This is a genomic window from Delftia acidovorans NBRC 14950 (assembly GCF_001598795.1).
Taxonomy (GTDB): Bacteria; Pseudomonadota; Gammaproteobacteria; order Burkholderiales; family Burkholderiaceae_C; genus Comamonas; species Comamonas acidovorans.
Genome location: NZ_BCZP01000007.1, coordinates 300,107 through 312,733, shown reverse-complemented (window position 1 = coordinate 312,733; position 12,627 = coordinate 300,107). Strand labels below are relative to the sequence as shown.

Sequence of the window (12,627 nt, the reverse complement as noted above, 5' to 3'; positions counted from 1 at the left end):
TGGGCAGCACGTTCCCGGTGACGATCACCAACAACGGTGGGGCACCTGCGCTCAATGTGCAGGCCAGCATTCCCGGAGGCAGCGGTATCACGGTGGCTTCCACCACCTGCGCCGCTTCGCTGGCGCCGCTGGCCAATTGCACCATCACGCTGGAGGCTGCAGTTCAGGAAGGGCCGACCCAGGTCACTATCCAGGGAGACAACACCAACACGGCAAGCATGTCGGTCACTGTGACGGGCAACACCGACATCGAAGTCGGCGCCCATCACATCAACGGCACTTGCGGCGTGATGGGTGTCCAGGGCCCGGGCTTCACTCTCACTGCAGGTCCCTCTGAGCCGCTTCCCATCGGCACGACCGTGACCGTCACAGGGTCGGGAGTAGCCAACATCGGCGTATTCAGCGTGACAGGCGGAACGGCCTCCGTGTCGGTGCTCTCGGGGACCTCACGCCTGATCACCCTAACTGCGGCGCTGCCGGCCGGAGCCACGATTGCCTTCAGGACAACTCTGTCCATCAGCGTCGCGTTCACCCTCAATGGCGTGACATCGCTGCCTGACGGCTATACCGCCACCGGAGCAAAGGCTGCAGGCAGCGTGTCTTCCACCCTGATCCTCTGCAGCGCGACCTGAGCTCAGGCTTCTCAGGGCCCGCCCGGAAAGGCCGGAATCACAGGTTTTTTCGCGGCGCCGGCCCGGCTGGCCAGTTGTACACCGCGCCAGCCGGCGCACGCCCTCCTTTATGGCCTCGGACTCCAGGCTGACATAGCCCAGCACCAGGCTGGCGCAAGGAAGGCGCCGGCAGCATCGCCTGCCGCGTACAGCGGCGAGGTGGGCCGTACACCCGCGCCCTGCGCCCAGGCCTGTCGCACCAGCGAGGCCTCGTCGCGCTAGTGCACCGGCAGCACCCAGTCCGCAGCATGCAGACCCGAGGCCGCGCCTTCGACCTCCACTGCGCCAGGCAGGTGCTGCTCCAGCGCCTGCAGCAGTCGCGCAGACGGTGAGCCAGCCGCCCTGGCCGGGCTCTACAGCGAATGGATGGACACCGAGACGGGCGAGCTGGTGCCCAACTACACCATGGTCACCCATCCGGCGGACGAGCATCCAGTGCTGTCGATGATGCACAGACCGGGAATGGAGAAGAGGGGAGTGGTGATGCTGGAGCCCGCCGACTGGGATGCCTGGCTGCCTGGCAAGATCATCCAGGCTGATGCGCTGATCAAGCTGCCGCCGCTGGGTGTGCTCAGATCGGGTACGGAGAAGCCCGATGAGAAGGCGCTGCTGCCGGCAGAGCAACTGGCCGAGCTGAAGGCCTAGGGGTAGGGCGTCGGCCCGCCCTGGGCGATGTTGATTTTTCCAGGGCGAATGCAGGCGCCACAGAACGCAAAAAAGCCCCCTCAGTAGCCGTCATGGCGCCGAGGGGGCTTTGTCTTTTTGCGGCTTCTGGTTAGAAGACCCTGAATTTGGTTAGAAGAAAGGGGTTAGCCCTTTCGAGCTAACCCCTTGATTCATTGGTCGGAGCGGCGGGATTCGAACTCGCGACCCTCTGCTCCCAAAGCAGATGCGCTACCAGGCTGCGCTACGCTCCGACTAAAACGCTATTGTAGCGTCAAAAAAATGGGTATTTTCGCAATGGGCGAATTTTTTGCTCAACGCGAGCCAGGTCCCGGGCCGCGGTTGGCCAGGTGGCGGAAGGTGATGCGGCCCTTGGTCAGGTCGTAGGGCGACATCTCCAGCGACACCTTGTCGCCAGCCAGGATGCGGATGTGGTGCTTGCGCATCTTGCCGCCGGTGTAGGCGATCAGCTGGTGTCCGTTTTCCAGCGTCACACGAAAGCGAGAGTCAGGCAGGACTTCCGTGACGGAACCCTGCATTTCAATCAGTTCTTCTTTGGCCATGTGTTCAATCTCTCAGGTCTGGGTCGGTTGCGGCACTCACTTGTCGGAACCACGAAGGCCTTGCCTGGCCCACAGAACATGGGGTACGTGGGCCGAGGCTGAAAAAGCAGTGGATGTTCTGCGCAAGAGGCGCAGACCGAACGGAAGGCCAGGTCACAATGGTGTCGCAAAGGCAAAGCCCGGCAACAGCTAAACCTCCCAATTCTACAGCGTTGCATTCCCGCGCGTGCGCGGCCCAATGCGGCCGTCGCACGCAAAACACAGGTTGGATTTTTGCTGGAACGGTGCTGTCTTTGTCATCTGCGTTTCATTCGCGGCCTCCGGAAAGCGTGCGCTTGGCTTCAAGGCGGGCGTGACAAGTGCTGAAAGCGGCGGGAGGAGTTGAGGGCGAGGGGTGTGGGTTGGCTAGAATCCGCCCACAACTTCTATTACTTTCATAGCAAAACCTCGATGTCTGATCGACTTGCCGTTCTCTCCCAGTATCTTTTGCCCAAGCAGGCGCTGACTGCCGTCATGGGGCGCCTGGCCCAGGCGCGTGCTGGCGACCTGACCACGGCAGTCATCCGGCGCTTCATTGCACGCTATGGCGTGGACATGTCGGAGGCGGCCGATTCCGATCCTGCGGCCTATGCCAGCTTCAACGAGTTCTTCACGCGGGCGCTCAAGCCCGGTGTGCGGCCGCTGGCTTCGGCCGACTGGGTCTGTCCGGTGGATGGGGCCATCAGCCAGATCGGCGCCATCGAGGGCGAGCAGATCTTCCAGGCCAAGGGGCACAGCTACAGCGCCACGGCGCTGGTTGGCGGCGATGCGCAGTTGGCGCGGCAGTTCGACAACGGGCATTTCGCCACCATTTACCTGAGCCCGCGCGACTACCACCGCATCCACATGCCCTGTGCAGGCCGGCTGCGGCGCATGATCTATGTGCCGGGCGAACTGTTCTCGGTCAACCCGGTCACGGCGCGCGGCGTGCCGGGCCTGTTTGCGCGCAACGAGCGCGTGGTCTGCGTTTTCGATACTGACCATGGCCCCATGGTGCTGGTGCTGGTGGGCGCCACCATCGTGGGCAGCATGGGAACGGTGTGGCACGGCATCGTCAATCCGCCCCGTCCCGGACGCATCCAGGACTGGCGCTATGACGACCAGTCCATCGTCCTGGGCCAGGGCGAGGAAATGGGGCGCTTCCAGCTGGGCTCCACCGTCGTCATGCTGTTTCCCGCATCGGCAGGGCTTCGCTTCAACGGGCAGTGGACGCATGCTGCGCCCGTGCGCCTGGGCCAGAAGATGGCAGGGCGCAACGAGGCCTGAGCCTGGATGGATGATCGATGAAACCGGGCCCAGGCCCGGTTTCTTTCAAAGGATCCAGCTCAGGGCTTCAGGGCGCCGCTGTGTGGTGAACATCGAAGGCGTGATGCTCAGCCGTTCAGGCCTGACGGGGTCTTCATGGCCGACCAGGTAGACCATCAGTTCGCGGCGACGCAGTATCACGTGGCTGACCTTCTCGGCTTTGCCGTTTTGCGTGACATGCGTGCCGGGGCGAAACAGCGGCATCTGGAAGGTGAAGCTGCGCGGATCGGCCGGTGGCGCGATCGCGGTGCTGGGAGGGGCTTCGAGTGTGGCAACCATAGGCTTGATGTGCATGAGTGGACGCTGCCAACTCTATCGACACTGCCGCGCCAAACTGTAGGGCCGCCGGGGTGCGGCCGCGAGGAATCATGCCTGCGGGTGGGAAACGCCGAGGATGGCGTGCAGCCGTGCGCTGGTCGTCGTGTACTGCAGCAGCGGTTTTTCGCCCTGCAGATACTCGGCGGCGGCAAAGGCCGCCATGGTGGCTTCATGGAAGCCGCACAGGATCAGCTTGTGCTTGCCCGGGTAGCTGACGATGTCGCCAATCGCATAGATGCCTGGCGCATCGGTGGCCTGGGTTGCGGGGTTCACAAGCAACTGCTTGCGCTCCATGGCCAGGCCCCATTCGGCGACCGGGCCCAGGCGGGGGGAGATGCCCAGGCAGACGACCAGTTGCTGTGCTGCCAGTTCGTGCTCCTGGCCTTCGCCGTCCATCCATTGAACGGCGCGCAGTTGGCCTGCATCGGCAAGCAGTTGCGTGATCTGGCCGATCACCACGCGGATGGCGCCGCTGTCGCGCAGTTCCTGCAGGCGCTCCAGCAGTGCGGCCGAAGCCTGGAAGGCGTCGCGGCGGTAGAGCAGATAGGTGGCCTGGGCCCTGTCGGCGCAGGCAATGGCCGCGGCCACGGCCTCTTCGTCGCCACCGTGGACGATGGCGGTCTGGCCGCGCACCATTTCCAGATCGGCAGGATGGTAGTGAAGCTGGCCTGCAGCCAGCAGCTCCACGCCGGGCACCTTCAGCGCCTTGGGCACAAAGGCACCCACGCCAGCCGCAATGAAGACGCTGCGCGCGTTCAGTTCAAGGCCTTGCGAGGTCTGCGCCAGCCAGCGGCCATCGTCCATGCGCTGCAGCTGGGAGACCTGCTGGGAAAGGTGCAGTTGCGCGTCCATGGGCGCGACCTGCCGCTGCAGCAGCTGGACCAGTTCATGGCCCGTGCATACCGGAATGCCGGGAATGTCGTAGATGGGCTTGTCGCCGTACAGCTGCGCGCACTGCCCGCCCACATGGGGCAGGGCATCGACGACATGGCAGCGAATGCCTTGCAGCCCCAGCTGAAACACCTGGAACAGGCCCGCCGGGCCCGCGCCTATGACGAGGGCATCGGTCTGGATCGGTTGCGTGCCGGAGGTGTCTTGCATGGGCTGCGCGGCTTCAGCGTTCGAGCTGGTCCAGCTTGCCGGGCTTGCCGTTCCAGTCGTCGGCGTCGGGCAGCGAGGCCTTGCGCTTGGTGATGCTCTTCCAGCCCTTTTCCAGCGACAGCTCGGCATTGAGCTTGATGAAGGCCAGTTGGTCGGCGGGGACGTCTTCCTCGGCAAAGATGGCATTGGCCGGGCATTCGGGAATGCACACGGCGCAGTCGATGCACTCGTCAGGATCGATCACGAGGAAGTTGGGGCCTTCGCGGAAGCAGTCCACGGGGCAGACATCCACACAATCTGTGTATTTGCACTTGATGCAGTTTTCGGTGACGACGTGAGTCATGGGAGTCTTTTATGGCAGTGTGAATGTCGGTATCAACCCGGGATTCTAAAATTTTTCAGGAGCCAGTCCCGCACATGGCAAGGATTCTGGCGCGGACTGCTGCGGTTTTCCGAAAGCCCACGAGCCGGCATGTGCCGGCTCGCGAAGCGGGACTGTCCAGTTGCTCAATCCAGCAGTGCAGCGCCTGCTGTAGCGTGGCTGGCCGTGTCCACAAGGATCAGCGCACCCAACTGGCGGGCCTGGGCGAAGGGCGCTGCGGGAATGCTTTCCTGCAGCAGCAGCTCCACGCGGCCGATGGCGTTGGGCTCCAGCTGGGTGGCCTCTTCCTGGGCCAGCGTGTGGATGTTCAGGCGGTGCACCACGCGGCGGGCCTTGGCCTTGATCCAGCGGTGGCCGTGCAGCGCCAGGTAGGTGCGGCCGGGGACCAGCGGCTGCTCGTCCATCCAGGCCACCGTGGCAGTCAACTCGCGCTTGCTGGGCCATGCGGGCTGCGCTTGCGGGGCGTCGAAGTCGTCATCGGCAGCGGCCGCTGCAGCCGCAGGGGCTGCGACGAGCCAGTCGCCGCGCGAGACATCGACTTCGCGGTCCAGCGTGATGCCGGCCGACAGGCCTGCGTCGATGGAGCCGGGAACGCGGGCATGGTCCAGCACCTGGGCAATCACGGCCTGCTGGCCGCTGGGCAGGATCTGCACGGCGTCGCCCACGCGTGCGCGGCCTGCGGCCACGCGGCCCCAGAACACGCGGCGGCCCTGGCTGGTATCGGCCGAGGACGAGAATTTCTCCACCCACTGCACCGGGAAGGCCAGCGCCAGGCCGGTGTCGGTCGGCGTGTTGGGCAACTGCTCCAGCAGTTGCAGCAGGCTGGGGCCGTCGTAGCCGGCCCAGCCGGGCTCGGCGTTGACCACATTGAAGCCCTTGAGGGCCGACACAGGCACGGTGGCCGCAGAGGCGATGCCGGCCTCGGCCGTGAAGCGCTCCAGCGCGCCGCGGATGTGGACGAAGGCCTGTTGCGGGTCTTCGACGGCGTCGAGCTTGTTGACGGCAAACACCAGCGAATGCACGCGCAGCAGGTGGGCCAGCAGGCTGTGGCGGCGCGTCTGCGGCAGCAGGGTGAGCTGCGGGTTCTTCCAGTCGAGCTTGGTGGCATCGACCAGCACCACGGCGGCGTCGGCGCTGCTGGCGGCGGTGACCATGTTGCGCGTGTACTGCTCATGGCCCGGCGCGTCGCCGATGATGAACTTGCGGCTTTCGGTGGCGAAGTAGCGGTAGGCCACGTCGATGGTGATGCCCTGCTCGCGCTCGGCCGACAGGCCGTCGGTCAGCAGCGCCAGGTCGGTCTCGCCGCTCTTGGTGACGCCGGCCAGCTGGTCCTGCAGCACGGCGCGCGTGTCCACCAGTAGGCGGCCGATCAGCGTGCTCTTGCCGTCATCGACGGAGCCGCAGGTGATGAAGCGCAAGGCCGAGGCGTTGGCGGCGGTCTGCTGTGTGGCCTGGCTGGCCTGGGTGGCCGTGGAATCCGCGACGGCTGCGTCGGCGGCAATGCTTGCGGTGGTCATCAGAAATATCCGTCCTTCTTGCGCTTTTCCATGGAGGCGTCGCTGGTCTTGTCGTCCATGCGCGTGGCGCCGCGTTCGCTGACTTCGGCGGCCAGGGTTTCGAGCACGATGTCGGCTGCCGTGGCGGCTTCGCTTTCCACGGGGCAGGTGCAGGTGATGTCGCCCACGGTACGAAAGCGCACGTCGCGCACCACGACTTCCTCGCCGTCGCGCGGGGGTGTGAGTTCGGTCACGGGCACCAGCAGGCCGCGGCGCTCCACCACTTCGCGCTTGTGCGTGTAGTAGATGCTGGGCAGGGCGATCTGCTCGCGCTCGATGTATTGCCAGACATCGAGTTCAGTCCAGTTGCTGATGGGGAACACGCGGAAGTGCTCGCCGGGGGCCAGACGCGTGTTGAACAGCGTCCACAGCTCGGGGCGCTGGGCCTTGGGCTGCCATTGGCCGAAGCTGTCGCGGTGGCTGAAGATGCGTTCCTTGGCGCGGGCCTTTTCCTCGTCGCGGCGGGCGCCGCCGATCAGGGCGTCGAAGCGGAATTCATCGATGGCCTCCAGCAGCGTTACCGACTGGTGGACGTTGCGGCTTTCGCCCGGATGGGCCAGGCGCACGGTGCCGCGTGCCATGGAGTCCTCGACGCTGCGCACGATGAGTTCGGCGCCGAGCTCCTTGGCACGCAGGTCGCGGAAATCGGTCACTTCCGGGAAGTTGTGGCCGGTGTCGATCATCAGCAGCGGGTAGGGGATGCGGCCCTTGCCGAAGGCTTTTTCGGCGCAGCGCAGCATGACCAGCGAGTCCTTGCCGCCCGAAAACAGCAGGGTGGGGCGCTCGAAGGCGGCGGCCACTTCGCGCAGCACGAAGATGGTTTCCTCTTCGAGGGCGTCGAGGTGGCGGTTGCTGAGATGGCTCAGCACGGAGGTGTCCACACGGGCATTCATTTCTTGGTTTCCAATCAAATCGGTGTCAAACCCTGCAGGCTTCACTTCTTGGCGTGCAGGCCGCATTCCTTGGCCGCTTCATCCTCCCACCACCAGCGGCCGGCGCGGAAGTCCTCGCCAAGGCTGACGGCGCGCGTGCAGGGTGCGCAGCCGATGCTGGGATAGAACTGGTCGTGCAGCGGGTTGTAGTCCACGCCATGGCTGGCGATGTAGTGCCAGACATCGCCCTGGGTCCATTCGGTCAGCGGGTTGAACTTGGTCAGGCCCTTGGTCTCGACCTCGCTGCGGTCCACGGCGGGCACGTCGGCGCGGGCATTGGACTGCTCGCGGCGCAGGCCCGTGATCCAGGCGCTCTTGCCGGCCAGCGCGCGCGCCAGCGGCTCCATCTTGCGCACGCCGCAGCAGGCCTTGCGCAGCTCGATGCTGCGGTACATGGCGTCCTGGCCGTTGTCGCGGATGAAGTGGATCACCGATTCCAGTTGCGGCCGGTAGACCTTGACGCTCAGGCCGGGCAGCGCCTGGGTGCGCTCCAGCAGGGCCAGGGTCTCGGTATGCAGGGCGCCGGTGTCCAGCACGAAGACGGGGATGTCCAGGCCCAGGCGGTGGATGATGTCGGTGATCACCACATCCTCGGCGCCCAGGCTGGAGGCCTGTGTCACGGCCTCGGCGCCCAGCGCCGCTGCCTCGCGCAGCAAGGCCTCGGTGGCGGCCAGCTTGTCGGCAAAGCCGCTGCTGGCACGGCCGTTGACCTCGGTGGCCTTGGCCGATGCCTGTCGCGACAGAAAGCTTTGCGCACCCATGTCAGGCAGCCTTGACGAAGTGGGGCTCGGGATGGACGGCATCGCCCTGGTAGAAGCCGTGGAAGCGGTCGAGCTGGCGCTGGGCGTCGGCGATGTCCACGCCTTCGCGCAGCACGGCCACGTCGAAGCCGCAGCGCTGCATCTGCACCAGCTGGTCGATCAGCACGTCGCCGGTGGCGCGGATTTCGCCCTGGAAGCCCAGGCGCTTGCGCAGCAGGCGGGCCTGGCTGAAGGCGCGGCCGTCGGTGAACTTGGGAAAGTGCAGGTCGATGCGCTGCACGCCGGTCAGATCCAGCGTGAAGGGATCGGCGTCATTGGCCGGGGCAATGATGGTCTGCTGGCCTTCGGCCGGGCTTTGGTGCTCTTGGGCGGCGATGATTTTCATGGGGATCTCCTGCGGCTCTCACCCTGGGGTCAGGCGGCCGCTTCCTCGGTGTGCTTGGCGGGGTGGCGGGCGGCATTGCCGGCGGCCTTGAACGGGTCGATGCCCACGCGGCGCACGGTGGCGATGAAGGTCTCGAAACGGCCGCCTTCGCTTTGGCGCTGCTCGCGGTAGGTGGTCAGCAGGGCTTCGATCACGCCGGGCACTTCGGCGGCGCTGAACGAGGGGCCGATGATCTTGCCGGGCGTGGCCGGGCCGGACAGGTGGGAGCCGTCGGCGCCGCCCAGCGTGATCTGGTACCACTCCTTGCCGTCCTTGTCCACGCCGAGGATGCCGATGTGGCCGCTGTGGTGGTGGCCGCAGCTGTTGATGCAGCCGCTGATGTGCAGGTCGATCTCGCCCAGGTCCCACAGCTCGTCCAGGTCCTGGTAGCGCTCGGTGATGGCCTCGGCAATGGGCAGGGAGCGCGCATTGGCCAGCGAGCAGAAGTCGCCGCCGGGGCAGGCGATCATGTCGGTCAGCAGGCCGATGTTGGGCTTGGCCAGGCCCAGGGCCTTTGCCGCCTTGTACAGCTGGGGCAACTGGTCGCGGCGCACCCAGGGCAGCAGCAGGTTCTGCTCGTGGGTGACGCGCATCTCGCCGGCCGAGAACTGGTCGGCCAGCGCGGCGGCGGCATCCATCTGGTCGGCCGTGGCGTCGCCGGGCGCGTAGCCCAGGCGCTTGAACGACAGCAGCACGGCGCGCAGTTGCGGGTGGCGGTGCGGGCGCACGTTGCTGATCAGCCAGCGGCCGAAGTCCTTGTCTTCCTCGGCGGCCGTGCGCAGCAGGGCCAGGGTCTCGGCCTCGGCATTGGCGGGCGACAGGTCCAGCTCGGGCTCGCGGAAATTGGCGGCCACGCGGTCGTACTCGGCTTGCGTGATGGTGTGGGGGCCACCCTCGACCTCGACGATCTGGCGGAATTCCTCATCGACCTGGTCGATGAAGTTCTGGCCCTCGGACTTCACGAGGATCTTGATGCGCGCCTTCCAGGCGTTGTCGCGGCGGCCGTAGCGGTTGTAGACGCGGATCACGGCTTCCAGGTAGTTCATCAGCTGGTTCCAGGGCAGGAACTCGCGCAGCACCGGGCTGATGGTGGGCGTGCGGCCCATGCCGCCGCCCACGCGCACCTTGAAGCCCAGCTCGCCAGCCTCGTTCTTGAGCAACTGCAGGCCCACGTCGTACCAGCCCAGCGCGGCGCGGTCTTCCTCGGCGCCGCTGATGGAGACCTTGAACTTGCGCGGCAGGAAGCTGAACTCGGGGTGCAGCGTGCTCCACTGGCGCAGGATTTCGGTGAAGGGGCGGGGGTCGGCGATCTCGTCGATGGCAATGCCCGCCAGCGCGTCGCTGTTGATGTTGCGGATGCAGTTGCCGCTGGTCTGGATGCCGTGCAGGTTCACGCTGGCCAGCAGGTCCATCACGTCGGCGGCCTTGGACAGCGGAATCCAGTTGTATTGGACGTTGGTGCGCGTGGTGAAGTGGCCGTAGCCGAACTTCAGGTCGGAGCCGATGCGGCGGCCGTCGTGCAGCGGGATGTCGCCCAGCCGGTCCTGGGTGGCGCGGGCCTCGGCCAGCAGGGCGGCGTCGGGCTGGTCGTACTCGCGGGCCACGCGGGCCAGCACGCGCAACTGGGCGCTGGACAGTTCGCCGTAGGGCACGGCCACGCGCAGCATGGGCGCGTAGCGCTGCACATACCAGCCGTTTTGCAGGCGCAGGGGCTTGAACTCATCCTCCGAGAGCTTGCCGGCCTGCCAGCGTTCGAGCTGGTCACGGAACTGCTCGGCGCGCAGGCGGATGAACTGTTTGTCGAATTCGGTGTATTGGTACATGGCGCTTCGGATGTGGGGTCTTCGACTGCCGCCAGTGGCGGCGGTGCAGGGGTTCATTGCGTGGCACCGAGGCACTTGCGGGAAACGCACAGAACCCTGCATGGACGGAAATGTAAGCAATGGCCTTATAGAAGCAAACGATTGTTTTGTCCTGCAAGTATGTGGATATGGATATAAGTGAATGGCAGCAGGCTTTGTGGGGCCGGGCATGTCAAACGCATGAGCGGCCGATATGCTTTCCGGCCAGAGGGAGGATTTCAGAATGCGAAACCGTTGTGCCACCATCGGGCTGGCCTTGGCGTTGGCAACTGCTGCTCAGGCGCAGGTCCAGAAGCCGGCACAGCCGCCGTCCCCGTTGTCAGCAGCGCACACAGCTGACACGCCTGAACCCGACGAATCCGCACAGGAATCGGCCTGGGATGCGTATCTGCATCGCGTGGCGGCGCAGTTGGCCGGTTCCGGCAGCGGGCGCGATCTGGCCTTTGCGGCCATCCTGATCAATCTGTCGGTCCCACCCTTCCTACAAGAGGATGCCGACAGCCGAGCCCCGCAATGGCGCCAGGCCGCCTTGGAGCGGGCCGGGCAGGACGTGCTGGCCTACCAACTGCTGGCTGCCAGGGCGCCTGAACGTGAAGGCGAGTTGCGGTTGCAGGCTGCGCGCCGCTGGCTGGCGCTGGAACCCAGCAATCTCACTGCGCTGATGTGGCAGGCGCTGGGGCCGCAGGAGTTGCTGACTGCCGCGCGCGACAGCCGCTATGCGGACCTGCACATGTATGAGGGCGTGCGCTGGATGCAGTCGGCGCTGCTGAAACACCCGCCCACGGCCGAGGAGTTGCAGGCGTTTGGAGGTGGGCAGCCCTACCGCCCCGAGGAAGGCGCTGCCATCACGGCCATGGGCATCTGGGCGGCCTTTGAACTGCCCGGCTACCGGACCTTGATCGATGCCTGCAAGCCCGAAAAGCGGGGCGATGCCCCGGCGCGAGATGCCGACTGCCTGCATGTGGCGCACCTGATGACGGAACGCGCATCCACCGTGCTGGATGAGGCCTTTGGGCTGGCGATACGGCGCTGGCTTGCCAGAACCCCGGCCGAGCGCGCTGCAGCGCAGTCCCGGCGGCGCCAGCTGGACTGGCTGATGCACGAGTCCAACCCACTGAGCATGCAGGCGGGTGGCGATCCGTTTGTCCGGCTGTTGTCCGATCCCTCCATCCACAGCGAACAGCAACTGCTGGAGCGCATGCTCAAGGACGCAGGTCGCCCGCTGCAGCCCCCGCCTGGCTGGAGGCTGCCCGTTCCCAAGCACTAGATGCCAACGCTGCGCCTGTCCAGGTCTGCCGGCAGCCGCGCCGCCACCGCCGCCTCGCTCACCCCATAGAGCGCAGCCAGCGCGGCCGGTGTCGCCACCTGCGCCGCCGCACCGCAGGCCTGCAGGCCGCCGCGGCCCAGCAGGGCGATGCGGTCGGCCACCTGCAGCGCATGCTCGGGCTGGTGGGTGGACAGCAGCACGGCCATGCCGCGTGCACGCAGCGCGGCAATCTGGTCCAGCACGCGGATCTGGTTGCCGAAGTCCAGGCTGGCCGTGGGCTCGTCCATGACCAGCAGCGCGGGCTCCTGGGCCAGGGCGCGTGCGATCAGCACCAGCTGGCGCTCGCCGCCGCTCAGCTCGGTATAGGGGCGCAGCGCCAGATGGGCGATGCCCAACTGCTCCAGGCAGCCCCGCGCCAGGGCACGGTCGGCACTTGAAGGCCGGGCCAGCGCAGGCAGGCGCGCGGCACGGCCCATGAGCACCATGTCCAGCGCTTCGAAGCCGAAGACGCCGGCCTGCGCCTGGGGCACATAGCCCACGCGCCGCGCAAACTCGGCACGCGGCCAGCTGTGCACGGGCTGGCCCTGCACGCGCACCTCTCCGGCCAGCGGCGCCAGCAGGCCCAGCACGGTGCGGAACAGCGTGGTCTTGCCGCAGCCGTTGGGGCCCAGCAGGCACAGCACCTCGCCTGCGGTGATGGCCAGGTCCAGCCCCTGGCTGACGCGCCGGCGCCCATGGCCCGTGGCCAGGGCCAGCGTCTGCAGCACGGGCGCCGTCGGCATT

At 66.4% G+C, this 12,627-nt stretch carries 14 protein-coding genes and 1 tRNA gene; 4 read left to right on the top strand and 11 right to left on the bottom strand.

Annotation, left to right across the window (positions count from 1 at the left end; genetic code table 11):
• Both DA1_RS11900 and DA1_RS11895 read left to right on the top strand, forming a co-directional pair.
• The coding region (locus DA1_RS11900; protein ID WP_218017176.1) for a hypothetical protein at positions 1-632 on the top strand (632 nt) is incomplete at its 5' end.
• A 405-nt stretch (positions 633-1,037) separates the two neighbouring features.
• Complete coding sequence (locus tag DA1_RS11895) at positions 1,038-1,316, top strand: SOS response-associated peptidase family protein (protein ID WP_230590899.1); 279 nt, start codon at positions 1,038-1,040, stop codon at positions 1,314-1,316.
• 195 nt (positions 1,317-1,511) lie between these two features.
• Here the strand turns inward: DA1_RS11895 and DA1_RS11890 are convergent.
• Both DA1_RS11890 and infA read right to left on the bottom strand, forming a co-directional pair.
• Positions 1,512-1,588: transfer RNA gene (locus tag DA1_RS11890), tRNA-Pro, on the bottom strand.
• A 60-nt stretch (positions 1,589-1,648) separates the two neighbouring features.
• Positions 1,649-1,897, bottom strand: a complete 249-nt coding sequence (gene infA, locus DA1_RS11885; protein ID WP_012206460.1) for a translation initiation factor IF-1 — start codon at positions 1,895-1,897, stop codon at positions 1,649-1,651.
• A 450-nt stretch (positions 1,898-2,347) separates the two neighbouring features.
• On the opposite strand from infA, the gene asd reads away from it, so the two are divergent.
• Positions 2,348-3,202, top strand: coding sequence for an archaetidylserine decarboxylase (gene asd, locus DA1_RS11880; protein WP_012206459.1), 855 nt, complete (start codon positions 2,348-2,350; stop codon positions 3,200-3,202).
• 45 nt (positions 3,203-3,247) lie between these two features.
• Here the strand turns inward: asd and DA1_RS11875 are convergent, their stop codons facing one another.
• From DA1_RS11875 to DA1_RS11840, 8 genes are all read right to left on the bottom strand, one after another.
• Positions 3,248-3,520, bottom strand: coding sequence for a hypothetical protein (locus DA1_RS11875; RefSeq protein ID WP_224986237.1), 273 nt, complete (start codon positions 3,518-3,520; stop codon positions 3,248-3,250).
• An 87-nt stretch (positions 3,521-3,607) separates the two neighbouring features.
• On the bottom strand, positions 3,608-4,660 hold the full coding sequence (locus tag DA1_RS11870) for an NAD(P)/FAD-dependent oxidoreductase (protein ID WP_034395295.1): 1,053 nt from the start codon (positions 4,658-4,660) through the stop codon (positions 3,608-3,610).
• A gap of 13 nt (positions 4,661-4,673) precedes the next feature.
• Positions 4,674-5,003, bottom strand: coding sequence for a ferredoxin FdxA (fdxA, locus tag DA1_RS11865; protein ID WP_012206456.1), 330 nt, complete (start codon positions 5,001-5,003; stop codon positions 4,674-4,676).
• A gap of 164 nt (positions 5,004-5,167) precedes the next feature.
• Positions 5,168-6,559 (bottom strand): sulfate adenylyltransferase subunit 1, encoded by a 1,392-nt coding sequence (locus DA1_RS11860; RefSeq protein ID WP_012206455.1) that lies wholly within the window; start codon positions 6,557-6,559, stop codon positions 5,168-5,170.
• On the bottom strand, positions 6,559-7,491 hold the full coding sequence (gene cysD / locus DA1_RS11855; RefSeq protein WP_013801646.1) for a sulfate adenylyltransferase subunit CysD: 933 nt from the start codon (positions 7,489-7,491) through the stop codon (positions 6,559-6,561). The genes DA1_RS11860 and cysD overlap by 1 nt, the downstream gene beginning before the upstream one ends.
• Positions 7,492-7,532: 41 nt before the next feature.
• Positions 7,533-8,291: a phosphoadenylyl-sulfate reductase gene (locus tag DA1_RS11850; protein WP_034395297.1), complete on the bottom strand. Its 759-nt coding sequence runs from the start codon at positions 8,289-8,291 to the stop codon at positions 7,533-7,535.
• Position 8,292: 1 nt separating this feature from the next.
• Positions 8,293-8,676, bottom strand: coding sequence for a DUF934 domain-containing protein (locus DA1_RS11845; protein ID WP_034395300.1), 384 nt, complete (start codon positions 8,674-8,676; stop codon positions 8,293-8,295).
• Positions 8,677-8,705: 29 nt separating this feature from the next.
• Complete coding sequence (locus DA1_RS11840) at positions 8,706-10,538, bottom strand: nitrite/sulfite reductase (protein WP_034395302.1); 1,833 nt, start codon at positions 10,536-10,538, stop codon at positions 8,706-8,708.
• Between the two features lie 262 nt (positions 10,539-10,800).
• Between DA1_RS11840 and DA1_RS11835 the strand changes: the two genes are divergently transcribed.
• The gene (locus DA1_RS11835; protein WP_034395304.1) at positions 10,801-11,844 is read left to right on the top strand and encodes a hypothetical protein; all 1,044 of its coding nucleotides are present in this window, start codon (positions 10,801-10,803) and stop codon (positions 11,842-11,844) included.
• Here DA1_RS11835 and DA1_RS11830 read toward each other — a convergent pair.
• Positions 11,841-12,626, bottom strand: a complete 786-nt coding sequence (locus tag DA1_RS11830; RefSeq protein ID WP_373861021.1) for an ABC transporter ATP-binding protein — start codon at positions 12,624-12,626, stop codon at positions 11,841-11,843. The genes DA1_RS11835 and DA1_RS11830 overlap by 4 nt on opposite strands.
• Position 12,627: the final 1 nt, after the last annotated feature.